The sequence below is a fragment of the Cyclobacterium sp. genome (assembly GCF_014762705.1).
Classification (GTDB): Bacteria; Bacteroidota; Bacteroidia; order Cytophagales; family Cyclobacteriaceae; genus Cyclobacterium.
Genome location: NZ_JABURL010000091.1, coordinates 64091 through 82735 on the forward strand (window position 1 = coordinate 64091; position 18645 = coordinate 82735).

Here is an 18645-nt window from a genome sequence, read left to right on the forward strand (position 1 = left end):
CAAGTCAATCCAGTTTTAAAGAAAATTGAATGAAAAATGCTCAATTCCATAATCAAATTCTTTCTCGAGAATAAGCTCGTTACCGTTCTCGTATTGCTACTCATTGTAGCCTGGGGCATAGTCACTGCTCCTTTTAACTGGGAGGCAAGTTTCCTCCCACGTGACCCGGTTCCGGTTGATGCCATCCCGGACATTGGAGAAAACCAGCAAATCGTTTTCACCGAGTGGATGGGTCGTTCCCCGCAAGATGTGGAGGATCAAATCACCTATCCGCTCACCACAGCATTGCTGGGTCTTCCAGGTGTAAAAAGTGTGCGGAGTAGTTCTGCCTTTGGCTTTTCCAGCATCTACATCATCTTCAACGAAGACATTGAATTTTACTGGAGCCGGTCACGTGTACTGGAAAAACTTAACTCTTTACCAAGTGGACTTTTACCCGTTGGTGTCCAGCCCAAATTAGGCCCTGATGCCACCGCCTTAGGCCAGGTGTATTGGTATACGCTGGAAGGCAGGGACAAGGACGGAAACCCTACCGGAGGATGGGACTTACACGAACTGCGCACTATTCAGGACTATTACATCCGCTATGCCCTTACCAGTGTGGAAGGAGTGGCCGAAGTAGCTTCTGTAGGTGGGTATGTCAAGGAATATCAGGTAGATGTCGATCCTGCTGCCCTCAAGGCTCATGGGGTTTCCCTCATGGATGTGATGCAGGCGGTAAGGAACAGCAACATCGATGTAGGTGCCAATACCATTGAGGTCAACAGGGTTGATTATTTTGTAAGAGGACTCGGGTATGTTAAAAAACTAAGTGATTTGGACGAGGCAGTGGTAAAAGTCACGGATAATGTACCGCTTCGCATAAAAGACATTGCAAAGGTCAATATCGGCCCTCAACCACGGAATATGAGCGGCTTACTAGACAAATCAGGTGCCGAAGCTGTTGGTGGAGTGGTAATCGCCCGATATGGTGACAATCCGCTTAAAATCATTAATAGTTTAAAGGAAGAAATTGAAAAGATAGCCGTGGGTTTGCCCACTAAAACCCTGGAAGACGGTACGGTATCAAAGGTTACTATTGTTCCCTTTTATGACCGTACCGGCTTGATTTACGAAACCCTGGGTACACTTTACGAGGCAATAAGCTTACAGATACTCATTACGATCATCGTCATTATTGTGATGTTGTATAACCTGAGGGCCTCTATTCTCATTTCCGCTTTGTTGCCTCTGGCGGTGTTGATGTGCTTCATTTTCATGAAATACGTTGGGGTAGATGCCAACATTGTGGCCTTGTCGGGTATCGCCATTGCCATAGGTACTATGGTTGACCTGGGCATTATCCTCAATGAAAATATACTCCGTCACATGGATGAGGCTCCTGATGGCCAATCCAAACTGAAAACTGTCTATGACGCTACAACAGAGGTGGCTTCCGCCATCCTGACAGCAGTAAGCACAACCATTGTCAGTTTTTTACCTGTCTTTACACTTCAGGCAGCAGAGGGAAAACTTTTCGGACCATTGGCCTACACAAAGACTTTTGCATTGGTATCGGCTCTGATTTTTACGCTCATCATTATGCCCGCTTTTGCCCATTGGATTTTCTCTATGAAAAAAGGTAAAGGACGATTTGGGCAATATTTCAATTACCTTTTGATAATAACAGGCCCTATTGTAGCATTTACGGTTTGGAACTGGGCAGGATGGGTACTCTTTGGTTTTGGGGTAATCAATGTATTATTACACCATTTTCCGGAAAAATTCGGAAAACACCGGAACCTGATGCTTGTCGGTTTTACGGTAGCCATGGTTGCCTGGCTACTGACTGTCGAATGGGTTCCATTAGGTGTTTCCAATAGTTTGCTAGTCAATTTCCTATTTATTGCAACCATTATTGCAGTGGTGCTGGGGGGCTTTGCCTTGTTCATCCGCCTATATCCCCGAATACTGATGTGGTGCCTTGATCATAAAGCACTGTTTTTAACACTTCCCGCCATCATTCTTTTAATTGGAGCCAATATATGGATGGGTTTCGATAAAGTATTTGGTATCATTCCAAAAGCAACGGAGAAATTAGGTTGGGATATAAGAGAAAGTTCCGGTTGGTCAGCGATGACAGCAACTTTCCCCGGCATGGGCAAGGAATTTATGCCTTCACTAGATGAGGGAACCTTCCTGCTAATGCCAACATCTATGCCTCATGCAGGTGTGGAAGAAAACAGGGAAGTTTTGCAAAAACTGGATATGCTGGTAACCGCTATTCCCGAAGTAGAGATGGTAGTAGGTAAGGCCGGTCGGGCAGATACGCCAATTGACCCTGCTCCCATTTCCATGTTTGAAAATACCATCAGCTATAAAAGTGAATATGTTTCTGATATCAATGGGACTAAACTTCGCTTTAAAGTTAATAGAGATGGGCATTTTGAACTGAAGAACGGAGAGCTATACAACCATGAAACCATGTCTCCGGAGCAAATAGATGTCGGGCTGCTCATTCCTGATTCAGATGGTGAGTATTTCCGTCAATGGCGTGACCATATTAAATCCCCGGATGATATATGGAATGAAATTTTAGGGGTGGTCAATATTCCGGGAGTAACCTCCTCTCCCAGATTGCAGCCCATTGAAACCCGCCTGGTGATGTTACAAACCGGAATGCGGGCACCTATGGGTATAAAGGTCTATGGGCCGGATCTCGCAACTATTGAAGGATTTGGACTTCAACTGGAAAAATACCTGAAAGAAGTCCCTTCTGTTAAGGCCGAAGCAGTGTTTGCGGATCGAATTGTAGGGAAACCCTATTTGGAAATTGATATCGACCGCATACAGATTGCCAGATATGGTCTAAGTATCAGAGATGTTCAGGACTATGTGGAAACAGCCATTGGCGGCATGCAAATCAGCAGGACTGTTGAAGGAAGGGAGCGTTTCCCCATCAGGGTACGCTACGCAAGAGAATGGAGAGATGATCCTTCTACCATAGAAACCATGCAGGTACCAACCCCCACAGGATCATACATTCCACTGGGGCAATTGGCCAATATTACTTACCGTCCAGGCCCTGAAATGATCCGTGGGGAAAACAGTTTTCTGGTTGGGTACGTGCTGTTGGACAAAAAAGAGGGATTTGCAGAGGTGACGGTAGTGGAGGATGCCCAGCGGTATCTTAAGGAAAAAATAGATTCGGGAGAATTGACAGTTCCGGCCGGGGTACGATACGTTTTTTCGGGCAGTTATGAAAACCAAATCCGCGCAGAAAAACGTCTGGCCATTGTAGTCCCCCTGTGTTTGATAGCCATTTTCCTCATCCTGTACTTCCAATTTAAATCTGTGGCTACCAGTATGATGGTTTTCACTGCCATCGCAATGGCCTTTGCAGGAGGTTTCATGATGCTCTGGCTCTACGGGCAGGGCTGGTTTTTCGACTTTTCAGTCTTTGGTACCAATATGCGGGAATTGTTCCAAATGAAAACCTACAACCTGAGTGTGGCGGTCTGGGTTGGCTTTATTGCCTTGTTCGGGATTGCCACTGATGATGGTGTGGTGGTGGCCACCTACCTCACACAAAGCTTTGAAAAGCACAGCCCGAAAAATATCAAAGAGGTACGAAAAGCAGTTTTGGAGGCGGGTATGAAAAGGGTAAGGCCATGTCTGATGACCACTGCCACAACCCTGCTGGCGCTGCTACCTGTACTCACTTCTTCAGGCAGGGGTTCAGATATCATGATTCCCATGGCGATACCATCGTTCGGGGGAATGGTGGTTGCCTTAATCACCCTTTTGATTGTACCTGTTTTGTATAGTTGGTGGGGGGAAAGAAGAGTGGAAAACAATCCTGAAGTATTTTCGGAATCATAAAAAAGAAGACATGAGAAAATTAGTAATAATAGCGCTTTTCTGTCTGGGGGTACAGGTTCCCGGACTTTCACAAAGTCTGGAAGAATACCTTCGGATTGCCGCAGAGAATAATCCTGAGCTGAAAGCCTACTTCAATGATTATAGCGCAGCCCTGGAGCGTGTGCCACAGGTAGGCTCTTTACCCGATCCTGAACTGGATATGGGCTTTTTCCTGAGGCCAATGGAGTTCCCCATGGGAAACCAAAGGGCACAGCTCCAATTGATGCAAATGTTCCCCTGGTTTGGCACCCTGGGTGCCAGAAAAGATGAGGCCAGTAAAATGGCCCTCGCCCGGTTTGAATTATTCCAGGATGTCCAAAATCGACTGGTTTTTCAAGTAAAAAACACCTGGTACCGGCTTTACGAGCTTGAAGAAGAAATCAGGATTGTTCAGGAGAACCTGGATATCCTGAACCAATATGAAAGGTTGGCATTGATACGTTTTCAAAGTGCCGGTACAAGTTCCGGTTCAGGAGGTATGCAAAGGAATGCATCAATGAAGGAAGAATCCGGATCATCATCTTCCGGTGGAATGGGCAATATGGGCAGTGGTACGAATCCTGGTGCAAAAGGCGCATCTACAGCAGGCAGGAGTACATCTTCCACTTCTCCCTCAATGGGGGGTGGCGGATCAGGAATGAGCGATGTGCTTAGAGTAAGGATGGAAATCAAAGAATTGGAAAACACGCTGGCATTGCTATTGGATTCCAGATTTCCCTTGCAGGCTGAATTCAACCAGCTGCTCAATCGGGACATCAATGATAAAGTGACCATATCTGACACATTGGATGACTTTCCCTTAAACATAGCGCGGTTGGCACTATTGGACAGCATTACCCAAAACAATCCCATGCTGAAGATGCTGGATGCGGAAGAGGAGGCTTATGAAGCACAAAAAAGAATGGCCAAACTTGAAGGAAGGCCCATGCTGGGGGCTGGAGTTACCTACATGCCTTTTAGCCCACGAACCGAAAACGGAACGCCCATGGGCGGTGATGATATGGTGATGCCAATGGTACGCTTATCCATCCCAATTTATAGAAAAAAATACAATGCCCTGCAAAAAGAAGCAGAGTTGAGGCAAACCGCTGTGCAGCAAAGAAGGGAAAATACGGTCAACCAGCTTTCTACAGAATGGGCTAGTGCCATGCGCACCTTGGATGACGCCCAAAGAAGGGTACGCTTATACAGGGAACAGACCGACTTGGCCAGACAAACCTTAAATCTCCTGATGATTTCATATTCGACAGAGGGAAGGGAATTTGAAGAAGTCCTTAGGGTACAACAACAGTTGCTCGACTATCAACTCCGATGGATCACTGCAATTGTAGATCAATATACTACGCTGGCAGTGCTTGAAAACCTGGCTGCCTCCAATCTCAACTGACATTTTAACATTTAAGACAATGAAAGAAATATTTAAAAACAAAAAAGTCCTCCTTATCATACTAATGGCAGTAGTGCTGGGAGGACTGATGGGATGGTGGATAAAACCATCTTCAGACCACCAAGATGAAGAATTTCATCAGCACGAGCTGTCGGAAGACGGCCCGATATGGACATGTTCCATGCACCCACAAATCAGGCTCTCGGAACCGGGGAGCTGTCCGATTTGCGGAATGGACCTGATACCGGCATCATCCAAAAGATCGGCAGCAGATGCCAATCCGATGATACATGAAATGACCCCCCAAGCAGTGGCTATGGCCAATATCCATACCTCAAGGGTGACGGGAGTTTCCCCAGAGGGGGAACTTTTCCTCACAGGCAAAGTGAAGGCCGATGAACGCCAGTTGGCTTCCGTTACGGCAAAATTTCCCGGGCGAATAGAGCAGCTCTTTGTAAACTTCACAGGGCAGGTCGTAAGAACCGGGGAACGATTGGCCACCATTTATTCGCCTGAGTTGGTTACAGCCCAAAAGGAATTATTGGAAGCTGCCTCCACTAAAGAGACCTACCCCCAGCTCTACACTGCTGCACGTGAAAAGTTAAGGTTGTGGAAACTCAATGAAAACCAAATCGATGAGATAGAAAAAACAGGAAAAGTTAGGGATCAGTTTGATGTGCTTTCAGATAAAAGCGGGATCGTAACCCAGCGAAACATTGCAGTAGGCGATTATGTAAACACCGGATCCATACTGTTTGATGTTGTGGATTTGAGCAGGGTGTGGATCATGATCGATGCGTACGAATCCGATCTGCCATTTGTAAAAATTGGTGATGAAGTAAGCTTTACGGCTGCCGGGATCCCCGGACAAACATTCACAGCAAAGGTCACTTACATAGACCCGGTCATCAATCCCGGCACCCGGGCAGCCTCCGTTCGGGCAGAAGCTAATAACAGAAGTGGAGAACTGCGGCCTGAGATGTTCATCAATGCACGGGTAAAAACTACGCTTCGGAAAGGACAATCATCTTTGGCCATACCACGTACAGCTTTGCTTTGGTCAGGAAAACGATCCATTGTGTATGTAAAAGTGCAGGACTCAGAGTTTCCAGCATTTGAAATGCGGGAAATCACCATAGGTTCCCGTATGGGCGAAATGTACTTAGTGGAAGCTGGCCTTGAAGCTGGAGAAGAAATAGTAACCAATGGAGTATTTTCCATTGATGCTGCCGCACAGCTTTCAGGGAACTACAGCATGCTCATGCGACCAAAAACCAAAACTATGGAAGTTCCCCAGTCTTTCCGTCAACAAATCACAGCCTTGGCTGATGCATACTTCAAAATCAAAGATGGCTTGGTGGCGGATGATACAAAGGCTACAAAATCCGCCCTGAGCCAATTGGACTTAGCCTTGGGCAAGGTAAGTATGGACGGGCTGAAGGGCAAGACCCATGATCATTGGATGGCGCTGAAGCAGCAGCTGGCTGAGGCAGCCAAAATGATGCAGGGTGAAGAAACCCTTGTCGGCCTAAGGCAGCATTTCTCAATGCTCTCTGAAAACATGCTGGAAGTCACCGAATCCTTCGGACTGGAAAAAGACAAAGTGTTCAAAGATTTCTGCCCGATGGCTTTTGACAACCAAGGCGCATTTTGGCTCAGTGAAACGGAAGAGATTCTCAACCCCTATTTCGGTGAGGCCATGCTGTCTTGTGGAGAGGTGAAAGAAACTTATCTGAAGGGACAAAAAGTATTTGAAGAAGGAGGCCCTGCCAAGCAAGCAGCCGGTGGGCATAATCACTAAAAATTACGGATAAATCCAAGTTAAAATTTGAAGCAATGAAATTATTGAAGTTCATCGGGCAATTGGTAAATAAATCAAGCATAACCATTCTGTTTATTAGTATAGTCTTCCTGGTTTATGTGTTATTAATGAAGTACATCGACCACAGCACCCGATCGATTATTATACTTATTCCGGTACTGGCTCTTTGCAAGGTCATTTTCTTCACCTTCTTCACCTTCCGAAAGATGCAGGCTTTGATGAACCGCCTTGCTGGAATCAGTGAGGTGCTTTTGATTTTTGCATTACTGGTAGTCTTAATGAGCTTCTCATTTGCAACAGATTTCTCCTGTTTGGCAGAGTTTGACAGGCAATCATTTAAAGGGATAAGTGATAATACCAACATGTCTTCTTGGAAAAGGCTCTTTGATTACTTCTATCTGAGTGTTGTCACTTTCACTTCCCTAGGATATGGGGACATTGTGCCTCTTTCTATTCCTGCCAAGTTGCTAGTCATGATGGAAGTAGGTCTAAGTTTCCTGCTCGGGATTTTTGGCCTTTCAAATATCAAGTTGATTCAACATAAAATATCAAATACAATTCAATGAAAACTTGCTGTAAAACAGGAGATGAAAGATCTCCATCTAAAATAAAAAAATGGGGCAGCCGGATTGCCTGAGGAATAGTCATTCTTCTGGTCACTGGTTTAGCCCTGATTCAAGTATTTAACCTTTAAACAAATAGAAAAATGAAAAAAACAATGATCATGCTATGCCTGGCTTTAGTAAGCTGGGGAGCAAACGCACAACACGACCATGCAGCGCATGGTGCACAAACAAGCAGTCAAACGATGGAACCAATGTTTAAAGACAAGGCATTGGGTTCTTCCTACACGCACTACATTCATTTGAAGAATGCTTTGGTGGCCTCTGATTTTCAGCAAGCAAAATCTGCTTCTGAATCTTTGGTGAAAGCTCTTCACAATGTAAAAGGAAGTGATAAAGTCCATATAGAGGCGGCCAAAGTTGCGCAGGCAGGTTCACTGGAAAACCAGCGAAAGGCTTTCACCGCCTTAAGCAATGAGATGGCCACTTTGGTGAAGGGTGCTGATATCAGCATGGGAGAACTCTATCTGGAATACTGCCCCATGGCCAACGGCAACACAGGAGGCTATTGGCTTTCCAATGAAAAGGATATCCGCAACCCCTACTTCGGTGACAAGATGCTGAAGTGCGGAAGCGTAAAAGAGACAATTAACTGACACAAGTCCTGGCATAAGGGATTGGGTTCACGATAAGCTGAGCCCGATCCTTACACCAGGCACAAATCAATGAGAAATGAAAAAGCACATTATTTTCAGCATAGTATTCCTGGGAGGAATATTGCTGGCAGCATAGGGGCTTTTGGCTCAGCCAAGTAGCAAGACAGAGCAACGCCTTGTACATATCAATGGAAAAGGTGAGATATCGGATGACCAGGGCACCAAACTCGGATACATCAGTAAAGAAGACATTGTTTTCAACAATCAGAATCAAAAACTGGGCTTTATCAAAAACGGCAAAGTGTATGATGCCGAAGGTAATCCCCTTGGCAAAGCCAAAAAAGATGGTCGCTATTACAACAACGATGGAGTCTTCATTCTGAGCACCAAAACGATTGGTGATAAATGTGAAATTCTGGATCCAGAAGGTCACAAAAAAGGCACGGTACACAAAAACTATAAACTACATGCGTGTGCTGCTCACTGTTTCTTCTTGGAACAGGAAATGAAAAAAGAGGAAGATAAGTAAAATTAAAGCCCTGTTGGAGAGTGGCCCTTGTGTAGGTTGTCATGCATACAATCCTGCCGCCACTCTTCCATCAGGCACCAAACGGAAAAGTCATGAAGAAGAAAAGCAACAAAGACAACCCTAAGACATCTACCCGGAATCTGGTGTATGCCTACCTGACCATTGCGGCATTATTAGTGACAGCCACAGCATTGGTGTATTGGATTAACCATCAGCAGCTACAGCCTTCTATAGGCTATAGCCCAGATGAAATTGAGCGACCGGTGGAACCAAGCCTGGTATGCATGGTGAATGACGCCTACATGGGCAAGCCGCAAATCCCGGTACCGGTCAATGGCAAAACCTATTATGGTTGCTGCGAAATGTGCGTGGATAAGCTCAACAATATAGAAAGTGCAAGGATCGCCATCGACCCTTTTAGTGGCAATCAGGTAGATAAATCGGAAGCATTTATTGTAGTGACTAACACGCAAGGCGCAGTTGCATACTTTGAATCAGAGGCTAATTACAGCGCATTTAAGAAAGAATAATTGGCAATCATTTAACCCCAAAAAATCCATGAAATTGACAATGAAAAATATTCTAAAAGCAGTTGTACTGGTACTATTTGCTACAGCAACCGTATCGGCTCATGACGGCCACAAAAGCAAACAAGACAGTACCGCCTTACAGGCGGATACCGTGGTGAATGAACAGTCCACCGGGGAAGAGCATACAGACCACACCCGTATCAGCGAGGCAGACAGCCACGATGCACATGCACAAGATGCACACCACGAAAAAAAGGTCACCGCAGACCTGGCCGATTTCCCTACAATCCATCCACTGATTGTCCATTTCGCTATCGTATTACTGATTGTGGGGGCCATTCTGGCGGTTGTCAACATCTATTTCATCAAAAAGGAATTGGCGTGGACAGCCTTTGCCCTGGTGCTGGTAGGTTTTATTGCTGCGTACTTGGCCGGCAGAAACTTCCATCCGCATACGCACGGACTAACCGAACATGCCAAGCTCGTGCTGGAACAACACGACTTCTGGGCTGACTGGACAATCAATCTTGGATTTATTGGAGTGTTGTTGCAAGGGGTCAACCTGTTCATTTTCAAATCCAGAAGATGGGCTATGGCTATTGTGGCAGTTGTGCTATTGAGCGCAGCGTATGCTGTGGCACATGCAGGGCATTACGGAGCACAATTGGTACACATAGAAGGTGTAGGTCCGGAAGGTAAATTTTTAGAACTGGAGCATGAACATTAAACATCAGATAATGAAAAAATTCCCTAATATAATTTTAGCAATTTTCGCATTTGCCTTGTCTTTTTTATTATCAGGGCTAACTAATGCGCAAAACCTCACTCAAAAATCAGTCGAAGGCAACACTGATAATCTTCCTGTAAGAGAGTACGCCATTTCCATAAATGAGCTGGCAGTGAACAGGGCAGGCAAAGAAGTCATGGGAATGGCCATTAATGGCAGTGTCCCGGGACCCACACTTACTTTTACTGAAGGTGAATATGCCGTAATATATGTAAAAAACGAGATGGATGAAGAAACTTCCATTCACTGGCACGGTTTGTTGTTGCCAAATTTTTATGACGGGGTTCCTTACCTCACCACTCCGCCCATCGCGCCTGGGGAAACACAGAAGTACGAATTTCCCCTGAAACAAGCCGGTACCTATTGGTATCATTCACATACCATGCTGCAAGAGCAGAGTGGTGTTTTTGGCTCTATCGTCATCCATCCTAGAAAAGAAAACCTGGCCTATGACAAAGAGCTCGTTATAATACTTTCGGACTGGACGAATGAAAAGCCTATGAACGTACTCCGTTTTCTTAAACGAGGAACCGAATGGTACAACTGGCGAAAAGGTACGGCCACACCCCTCAACCGCGTTATTGCCAGAGGTGCAATGGGAGCCCAGTTAAATTTCTGGAGGCAGAGAATGGAAAGTGCAGACATTGCCGATATATATTACCCGGCCTTTTTAGTTAATGGTGAACAAGTTCAGGAATATTCCAATTTCAAACCCGGAGAAAAGGTTAGGCTTAGAATTATTAACGGGGCAGCTTCTACCTCGTTTTGGATGACGTTTGGTGGTGAAATGCCGACCTTAGTTGCGGCCGATGGACTAAATGTTGAGCCGGTCAAGCGCAATAAAACATTTATTGCCATTGCGGAGACCTACGATTTTATTGTAAGTATTCCGGAAAGTGGAAAGATGGAATTTCGGGCCACCGCTCAGGATGGTTCGGGAACAGCCTCTGCTTTTTTGGGCCAAGGTGAAGTTTTAGCAGCCGAAGATGTTCCCCGCCCTGATAAAATAGGGATGATGATGCAAATGGCAAAAATGGACATGCGCATGGGGGCTCCTGCCCTAAAATTTAATCCTAAAAAGGACGATCCCCAAAAAATGATGGAGAACTGGGGAATGCAAATGAAAGGCGACAAAAACCCGGATAATGATATGCCGGGTATGAATATGGCCGGAAATAAGGAAGAGGTCTCCCAAATGGATCATTCCTCAATGGATATGTCTGATGATAAAAACTCCAAAATGGATCCGCCAAGTGCTCCCATGGCTGAAATGCCCGGGATGGAAAACATGGACATGTTTTCAGAATTCAATTACAATTATCTGAAATCCCCTGAAAAAACGGTTTATGGTAAGGATGTTCCAGTCAATGAAATCCTCCTCAATCTTACTGGGAATATGAACCGCTACATCTGGAGCATGAATGGTATTCCCCTATCTGAAACCGATAAAATAAAAATCAAAGAGGGGCAAATTACCCGAATCACCCTTAACAACCTGACGATGATGCACCATCCCATGCACCTGCATGGTCATTTTTTCCGTGTCATCAACGAAAGCGGTGATTACTCACCCCTGAAGCACACGGTGAATGTGCCCCCCATGCAAAAAGTAACCATTGAGTTTTACGGGAACGAATATGGAGATTGGTTCTTTCATTGTCATATTCTTTATCACATGATGGGAGGAATGGCACGTGTAGTCAGCTATGATACCCCGGAAGACCCAAGAATGAAACCATTTCCCATTTCCAAACTGATTCACGAAACCAACCGCTTTTACAGTTGGGGAATGGCAGATGTTGCCTCACATAATACAACAGTCAATCTGACCACTTCAAACATTCGCAATCAATTCAATTTATCAATGGAATACGGATGGAATCAAAATCTGGAAGCTGAATTTTCTTATGAGTATTATCTGTACGATTATTTGAGGGTTTTCGGAGGTGTCAATGTTGAGAATACCACCAGGAATAGTTTGGATGATATGAAGACAATTGCCGTGGCTGGTATCCGGTGGTTTACACCTTATATGTTCAATGTTGACCTAAGGATAGATAATGAGCTTCGGCCTAGAATTGGAATCGGTCGATCGCTGATGATATTTCCGAAGTTATCAATTTTTGGCTATTACGAATATCAAATTGATGCAGGATTGGTAAACGGTCTGGAGGCCGGCCAAAATTACAAAGAAGAAATTGTATGGAGTGCCGGTGCACAATACATGCTTTCTAAGAATTTTTCACTGATGACAAGCTATGACAACCGCTTCGGAGCAGGGGGCGGATTATCTGTCATGTTTTAATTAGGAAGTTAGCAGTAATGGTAGGACGACCCAACAGACAATGAAGTGATATGCAAAAAACGACATTTAAGATAACAAAAATGGACTGTCCATCCGAAGAACAAATGATTCGGATGAAACTTGACGATTTGACAAATATTCAATCGTTAGAATTTGACATACCCAACCGACTTTTACACGTTTTTCATATAGACAATAATGAACAAATTTTTCAGCGACTTGACACATTAAAATTTGACACTTCAATTCTCTCGACTGTTTCGGTTGACAATTTTACAGCAACTGACAATCAAAATGACGAAAGAAAAACCTTATGGACTGTTTTAATAATAAATTTTTTGTTTTTCGTTATTGAAATTGTAACAGGACTTATATCAAACTCAATGGGCTTGGTTGCCGACAGTTTAGATATGCTGGCTGACAGTATTGTTTATGGACTTGCATTAATTGTTGTTGGCGGAACAGTAGTCAGAAAAAAGAATATCGCAAAATTTGCAGGATACTTTCAAATCCTTCTTGCTGTAATTGGTTTTATAGAAGTAGTCAGACGATTTATTGGAGTCGAGAAAATGCCTGACTTTCAAACAATGATTTTCGTTTCGATTGTAGCGTTAATAGCTAATGTTATTTGTCTGTATTTATTGCAAAAGAGAAAAAGCAAAGAAGCTCATATGCAAGCAAGTATGATTTTTACTTCAAATGACATAATCATAAATTCGGGAGTAATTACAGCAGGACTTTTGGTTAATTGGCTCAATTCAGGTTATCCCGACTTAATTATTGGAGCAATTGTATTTGTCATTGTAGCGAGAGGAGCTTACAGAATTTTACAGCTATCAAAATGACGACTAACAAGACAACGGAAGAAACCACTACTGCTAACAGCGGTTTTGCGTCAGGCGGGGGAAACGGCTTCGTAAGGAAGTTTTGTGCTAAAAACCCGCCCGAACGCAAAGCCGCAAACCGTTATGGAAGAAAGTTATAAAAAAGGAAGTTTAAGTTTATTAGGATCAATTGCTTTAGGCACTGGTGTAATGATCGGTGCAGGAATCTTTGCATTATTGGGCCAGGTGGCTGAACTGTCAGGGACCTGGTTTCCTTACATTTTCGTTTTGGGAGCTCTCATTTCAGCATTTAGTGCTTACTCCTACATCAAAGTTTCAAATACGTATCCTTCGGCTGGGGGGATAGCCATGATTTTGAAAAAAGCTTATGGTAAATCAACCATAACAGCTTCTGCATCATTATTAATGGCACTATCCATGGTAATCAACGAAAGCCTGGTTGCCAGAACTTTTGGCTCTTATACCCTACAACTGTTCGAAGTTGAAAACAAGGAACTTTGGATTCCCATATTGGGTGTTGCTCTTTTGGTTAGCGCTTTTTTGATTAACATATCTGGCAACAAGCTGATAGGAAAGTCATCACAGTTCATGTCATTTATCAAAATTATCGGAATTCTGATTTTTGCCATAGGAGCTCTCTGGGCAGTGGGTTTTTCTCTGGAAGGGTTGATACCAAAAGCCATCAAAAACACTGATTATTCAGCAACCAGTTATATTGGGGCTTTAGCACTTTCCATTTTGGCCTACAAAGGATTCACTACAATAACTAATAGTGGTGGCGAAATTACAGAACCTCAAAAAAATGTTGGCCTGTCTATTATTATTTCTTTGTTGATATGCACAGTGGTGTATTTTCTGGTTGCTTTCGCTGTAAACTCAAGCCTTACAATCTCTGAAATTATTCAAGCCAAAGATTACTCCCTTGCTGAAGCTGCCAGACCTGCTTTTGGAGATTTTGGTCTTCATTTTACCGTTGCTATTGCCATAATAGCTACTATTTCGGGAGTGATTGCCAGCATTTTTGCAGTCTCTCGTATGACGGCTATGCTTACAGATATGGAACTTATTCCACATAGTCATTTGGGCATGTCAGGCCGAATACAGAAGCATATGTTGGTGTATGTGGTGTTTATCGCTATCATCCTGACTATTTTCTTTGATCTGTCCAGAATTGCTTCCATAGGAGCCATTTTTTATTTGGTGATGGACATCATTATTCATTGGGGTGTATATAAGTATTTGAGGAAAGAGGTGAAAGCCAATGGAACAATTGTACTCACAGCGATGGTGTTGGATTTCATCGTATTGGCAGCTTTCTTATGGATCAAGGCATCATCTGACCTTTTGGTTCTTATTGTTTCTGCATCTGTGATGCTAATAGTTTTCGCAGGTGAAAAATGGTTCTTAAGTCGGGCAGATAAATCCACCCAAAAATGAAGCGCAACAGAAACTACTACATCCGCAAAACGCACCGGTATCTGGGGCTTTTTATAGGCATTCAGTTTATTGGGTGGACGATCAGTGGCCTCTATTTTAGTTGGACGGATATTGACAAAATCCATGGAGACCAGTTCCATCGTGAACATGTAATGACGCATTCACCCCCGGACTTAATCAGTCCGGCTCAGTTAGATTCAACGCTTGGTATTTCATCCCTTGAGCTTCGCTACATCAATCACCAACCGCATTATTGGGTCAACGATAGTCTGCTTTACAATGCCCTGACCGGGCAAATCAAAAAGGGCATAACCGAAACGGAGGCGGTCGAAATCGCACAGAACCATCTCGTAAAAAACCTGAAAATCCTGAAAACCGAATGGATTACTGAAACCGACAACCATCATGAATACCGTGGTAGGCCGCTACCAGCCTGGGCTGTCCACTTTGATCATCCCGAAAAACTGGTAGCGTATATTGATGCCTCCAATGGCCGCTTTGAGCGGGTAAGGCACAACAGTTGGCGTTGGTTCGATTTTCTCTGGATGTTTCACACCATGGATTATGTCGGGCGGGACAACTTTAACAATTGGCTGCTCAGGGCATTTTCAGTCTTTGGCCTTTTTACAGTGCTTTCAGGCTTTACACTTTACGCAGTATCCTCTAAAACTTTCTTAAAAACCACTTCAAAACTTAAAAAGAATAAATGATGAAAAAACTGATTTACACTCTTGCGCTGGCATTGCTGATCGCATCTTGCCAAAACAAAAAAAGCGGTCACGATGGTCACGAACACCACCAGCCTGAAGCTGCATCCGCCACGCAACCCGAAAATTCAAAAAAGAGCATCCCTCAGGAAGCGCATGGCAATGTGGGTAATGCCCATGTTTCTGTGTACTACCACTCACCCGCAGTGCGGGAAAGGGTCATCTGGGGAGGTTTGGTACCCTATGGCGAAGTTTGGGTAACAGGTGCACACAGTGCCACCAATATAGAATTTTCCAAAGCAATCCAGGTCGAAGAAACTACGATACCAAAAGGGAAGTATGCATTCTTTACCATTCCCGGACAGGAACGCTGGACATTGATCCTAAACAAAAACTGGGAGCAGCACCTGGCAGATGATTACGACCAGGCAGAGGATGTCATCAGGATAGAAGTAACTCCTGAAACAGGAATGCCCCTTGCCGAGCGGCTTACTTATACCATTGAAGACAAGGGAGAGGGCTCAGGCGCTATCCGCATGTCATGGGAAAAGCTAAGTGTTTCACTTCCATTCAAAACGGATTAACCACTAAAATTTTTACTCATGGAAAAGCATAATCACGAACATCACAAGCATCATACACACGAGGATCACCAAAGGAACCAATCATCAGATCATCAAACCATCAGCAAATCAGACCATCAGCAAGGACACCACGACCATCATGCCATGATGATCGAAGATTTCAAAAAGCGTTTTTGGATATCTCTGGTGCTCACCGTACCGATCCTGGCACTATCTCATATGATCCAGCAATTACTGGGATTTGAGCTGACCTTTTTTGGTGATCAGTACGTCCTTTTTGGGCTTTCCACTATTGTCTTCTTTTATGGGGGCTGGCCTTTTCTCAAAGGACTTTGGGACGAGCTGAAAGACAAAAACCCCGGCATGATGACCTTGATTGCAGTGGCCATAACCGTGGCTTACGTGTACAGCTCGGCCGTGGTGTTTGGTTTGGAAGGGATGGACTTCTTCTGGGAGCTGGTCACACTGATTGTCATCATGCTGCTGGGGCACTGGATCGAAATGAAATCGGTAATGGGAGCATCAAGGGCACTTGAATTGCTGGTGCAAATGATGCCTTCCGAAGCGCACCTGGTACATGGAGACCAAATCAAGGACATCAAAGTGGATGAACTGAAAAAAGAAGACATCATCCTAATAAAAGCCAATGAGAAAATACCTGCGGACGGCACAGTGGTGGATGGAGAAAGTCATCTGGACGAAAGCATGCTCACCGGTGAAAGCAAGCCGGTGAAAAAATCCAAAGGCGACCAGGTAATTGGCGGATCGGTGAATGGCAGTCAATCCATCAAGGTAAAGGTGTCCAAAACCGGCAAAGAGAGCTACCTAAACAAAGTGATCACCTTGGTGGAAGAGGCTCAGAAAGCCAAATCCAAAACCCAAAATCTGGCCAACATTGCCGCTAGATGGCTCACGTTCATTGCCATTGGTGCCGGCACGATTACACTAGTAACCTGGATCAGTCTGGGCAAACCGTTGGACTTTGCCCTGGAGCGGATGGTGACCGTCATGGTTATTTCCTGTCCACACGCACTGGGTTTGGCTATTCCACTCGTGGTAGCCATTTCTACGGCTGTTTCCGCAAGCAAAGGCTTGCTGATCCGTAACCGTACCGCTTTTGAAAATGCCCGGAAGATTACCGCAATGGTATTTGACAAAACCGGGACACTGACCGAAGGAAAGTTTGGGGTTTCCCGCCATGAGAGTCTGTCGGATGACATAGCCAAAGAGGAGCTTTTGTCATTTGTCGCTTCGCTAGAACAGCAATCGGAGCATCCCATAGCGCAGGGAATTGTGAAAGCAGCGAAAGAGGCAAAACTAAAACTGAAAAAGGTAGAAAATTTTGAATCGCTGACGGCCAAGGGTATTCAGGGCAAGATCGATGGGAAAAGCTGGAAGGTGGTCAGCCCAAGGTACCTGAAGGAAAACAAAATAGAGATACCAGAAAAAGCTGGCTCTGATGCAGCTGAAACCATAGTGTTTGCCCTCAGGGAAGAAAAACTTATTGGGTTCATTGCCCTGTCGGATAAGATCAGGGAAGAAAGCTCCAAGGCCATCGAAACGCTTCGGGAAAAAGGTATGAAACTGTATATGGCCACTGGTGACAATGAGAAAACGGCCAAAGCAGTAAGCGATAAACTTGGGCTGGATGGCTACTATAGCGAGGTGCTTCCACACCAAAAAGTAGAGATTATCAAGAAGCTTCAGAAGGAAGGCCACTTTGTGGCTATGACGGGTGATGGGGTAAATGATGCCCCTGCACTGGCACAAGCCAATGTGGGTATTGCTGTAGGTTCAGGTACCGATGTGGCAGCCGAAACAGCCGATATCATATTGGTTAACAGCAACCCAAAGGACATTGCCAACCTGGTACTGTTTGGCAGAGCCACCTACAACAAGATGATCCAGAACCTCGCCTGGGCTACCGGCTACAACGCAATTGCATTGCCTTTGGCCACAGGATTTATTCCGGGTCTGGTGATTAGTCCTGCTATAGGCGCAGTATTTATGAGCCTGAGTACGGTCATAGTGGCCATTAATGCGCAATTGCTGAAAAGGAAGATGAAAAGCTGAACTATTTAGGAATCTCCCAAGGGTACTTGCCGACTTTTGCAATACCCTTGCACCTTAATTTTGCCTATATTTGTAGGCAAATGAATTCCATTCTATCCATATCGTTCAGTTTTCTGTTCCTGATGCAGGCAATGGGACCTACTTTGGATTTATGTTGTGAATTAGCAAAGCTTCCGGTGCTTTTTGAACACTACGAGGAATATGCAGAACATAATGGAACTTCATTCGCAGAGTTTATTGACTTTCATTATGGTGACGGGCAAAATGCAAAAGGCCACCATGATGACGAGCATGACAAAAACTTACCTTTTCACGGTCAGCACCAGTGCTGTCACGGATACACTTACATAGCTCAACTATGGGGGTATACAGAAATGACTCCCATTCACATTACAACAGAAATAAGAGCAACACGCTATAGTTTTTCTCTTTGTTCTGAGTACTCAGAATCCCCTTTCCAGCCTCCCAAGGCCTGATTTACCGGACACATTTAAATGACTTTTACTTCGTTGCACTGCGT

General features: G+C 44.5%; 15 protein-coding genes. All 15 read left to right on the top strand.

From position 1 onward, the window contains the following. The first annotated feature begins 36 nt into the window (after window positions 1–36). Window positions 37–3861: an efflux RND transporter permease subunit gene (locus HUJ21_RS17390; protein ID WP_291371874.1), complete on the top strand. Its 3825-nt coding sequence runs from the start codon at window positions 37–39 to the stop codon at window positions 3859–3861. Between the two features lie 10 nt (window positions 3862–3871). After that, the gene (locus tag HUJ21_RS17395; RefSeq protein WP_084121526.1) at window positions 3872–5287 is read left to right on the top strand and encodes a TolC family protein; all 1416 of its coding nucleotides are present in this window, start codon (window positions 3872–3874) and stop codon (window positions 5285–5287) included. A gap of 19 nt (window positions 5288–5306) precedes the next feature. Then, complete coding sequence (locus HUJ21_RS17400; RefSeq protein ID WP_291371875.1) at window positions 5307–7088, top strand: efflux RND transporter periplasmic adaptor subunit; 1782 nt, start codon at window positions 5307–5309, stop codon at window positions 7086–7088. A 35-nt stretch (window positions 7089–7123) separates the two neighbouring features. Continuing rightward, complete coding sequence (locus tag HUJ21_RS17405) at window positions 7124–7675, top strand: ion channel (RefSeq protein WP_286748036.1); 552 nt, start codon at window positions 7124–7126, stop codon at window positions 7673–7675. Between the two features lie 140 nt (window positions 7676–7815). Beyond that, on the top strand, window positions 7816–8328 hold the full coding sequence (locus HUJ21_RS17410; protein ID WP_084121523.1) for a DUF3347 domain-containing protein: 513 nt from the start codon (window positions 7816–7818) through the stop codon (window positions 8326–8328). A 142-nt stretch (window positions 8329–8470) separates the two neighbouring features. Then, window positions 8471–8857, top strand: coding sequence for a 5-fold beta-flower protein (locus HUJ21_RS17415; RefSeq protein WP_291371876.1), 387 nt, complete (start codon window positions 8471–8473; stop codon window positions 8855–8857). A gap of 92 nt (window positions 8858–8949) precedes the next feature. Then, complete coding sequence (locus HUJ21_RS17420) at window positions 8950–9387, top strand: hypothetical protein (RefSeq protein WP_201430299.1); 438 nt, start codon at window positions 8950–8952, stop codon at window positions 9385–9387. Window positions 9388–9415: 28 nt separating this feature from the next. Next, window positions 9416–10114: a hypothetical protein gene (locus HUJ21_RS17425; protein ID WP_291371877.1), complete on the top strand. Its 699-nt coding sequence runs from the start codon at window positions 9416–9418 to the stop codon at window positions 10112–10114. 10 nt (window positions 10115–10124) lie between these two features. Beyond that, a complete protein-coding gene (locus HUJ21_RS17430) occupies window positions 10125–12479 on the top strand; it encodes a multicopper oxidase domain-containing protein (protein ID WP_291371878.1) in 2355 nt (784 codons plus the stop codon). A gap of 50 nt (window positions 12480–12529) precedes the next feature. Continuing rightward, window positions 12530–13324 carry a cation transporter gene (locus HUJ21_RS17435; protein ID WP_184493624.1) on the top strand — a complete coding sequence of 265 codons (795 nt, stop codon included), beginning with the start codon at window positions 12530–12532 and terminating at the stop codon, window positions 13322–13324. Between the two features lie 123 nt (window positions 13325–13447). Then, the gene (locus tag HUJ21_RS17440; RefSeq protein WP_073094959.1) at window positions 13448–14761 is read left to right on the top strand and encodes an APC family permease; all 1314 of its coding nucleotides are present in this window, start codon (window positions 13448–13450) and stop codon (window positions 14759–14761) included. After that, the gene (locus HUJ21_RS17445; RefSeq protein WP_291371879.1) at window positions 14758–15471 is read left to right on the top strand and encodes a PepSY domain-containing protein; all 714 of its coding nucleotides are present in this window, start codon (window positions 14758–14760) and stop codon (window positions 15469–15471) included. Before HUJ21_RS17440 ends, HUJ21_RS17445 begins: the two co-directional genes overlap by 4 nt. Then, window positions 15468–16052 (top strand): DUF2911 domain-containing protein, encoded by a 585-nt coding sequence (locus HUJ21_RS17450; protein ID WP_291371880.1) that lies wholly within the window; start codon window positions 15468–15470, stop codon window positions 16050–16052. Before HUJ21_RS17445 ends, HUJ21_RS17450 begins: the two co-directional genes overlap by 4 nt. Before the next feature lie 18 nt (window positions 16053–16070). Beyond that, the gene (locus HUJ21_RS17455) at window positions 16071–18125 is read left to right on the top strand and encodes a copper-translocating P-type ATPase (protein ID WP_291371881.1); all 2055 of its coding nucleotides are present in this window, start codon (window positions 16071–16073) and stop codon (window positions 18123–18125) included. An 80-nt stretch (window positions 18126–18205) separates the two neighbouring features. After that, window positions 18206–18601: a hypothetical protein gene (locus tag HUJ21_RS17460; protein ID WP_219956399.1), complete on the top strand. Its 396-nt coding sequence runs from the start codon at window positions 18206–18208 to the stop codon at window positions 18599–18601. Window positions 18602–18645 lie beyond the last annotated feature (44 nt).

What these genes read in the sequence shown, in the direction of transcription:
- HUJ21_RS17450 (WP_291371880.1), top strand. Translation starts at nt 15,468, where the DNA reads ATGATGAAAAAACTGATTTACACTCTTGCGCTGGCATTGCTGATCGCA.
- HUJ21_RS17390 (WP_291371874.1), top strand. Translation starts at nt 37, where the DNA reads ATGCTCAATTCCATAATCAAATTCTTTCTCGAGAATAAGCTCGTTACC.
- HUJ21_RS17400 (WP_291371875.1), top strand. Translation starts at nt 5,307, where the DNA reads ATGAAAGAAATATTTAAAAACAAAAAAGTCCTCCTTATCATACTAATG.
- HUJ21_RS17460 (WP_219956399.1), top strand. Translation starts at nt 18,206, where the DNA reads ATGAATTCCATTCTATCCATATCGTTCAGTTTTCTGTTCCTGATGCAG.
- HUJ21_RS17425 (WP_291371877.1), top strand. Translation starts at nt 9,416, where the DNA reads ATGAAATTGACAATGAAAAATATTCTAAAAGCAGTTGTACTGGTACTA.
- HUJ21_RS17455 (WP_291371881.1), top strand. Translation starts at nt 16,071, where the DNA reads ATGGAAAAGCATAATCACGAACATCACAAGCATCATACACACGAGGAT.
- HUJ21_RS17420 (WP_201430299.1), top strand. Translation starts at nt 8,950, where the DNA reads ATGAAGAAGAAAAGCAACAAAGACAACCCTAAGACATCTACCCGGAAT.
- HUJ21_RS17445 (WP_291371879.1), top strand. Translation starts at nt 14,758, where the DNA reads ATGAAGCGCAACAGAAACTACTACATCCGCAAAACGCACCGGTATCTG.
- HUJ21_RS17410 (WP_084121523.1), top strand. Translation starts at nt 7,816, where the DNA reads ATGAAAAAAACAATGATCATGCTATGCCTGGCTTTAGTAAGCTGGGGA.
- HUJ21_RS17395 (WP_084121526.1), top strand. Translation starts at nt 3,872, where the DNA reads ATGAGAAAATTAGTAATAATAGCGCTTTTCTGTCTGGGGGTACAGGTT.
- HUJ21_RS17430 (WP_291371878.1), top strand. Translation starts at nt 10,125, where the DNA reads ATGAAAAAATTCCCTAATATAATTTTAGCAATTTTCGCATTTGCCTTG.
- HUJ21_RS17440 (WP_073094959.1), top strand. Translation starts at nt 13,448, where the DNA reads ATGGAAGAAAGTTATAAAAAAGGAAGTTTAAGTTTATTAGGATCAATT.
- HUJ21_RS17405 (WP_286748036.1), top strand. Translation starts at nt 7,124, where the DNA reads ATGAAATTATTGAAGTTCATCGGGCAATTGGTAAATAAATCAAGCATA.
- HUJ21_RS17435 (WP_184493624.1), top strand. Translation starts at nt 12,530, where the DNA reads ATGCAAAAAACGACATTTAAGATAACAAAAATGGACTGTCCATCCGAA.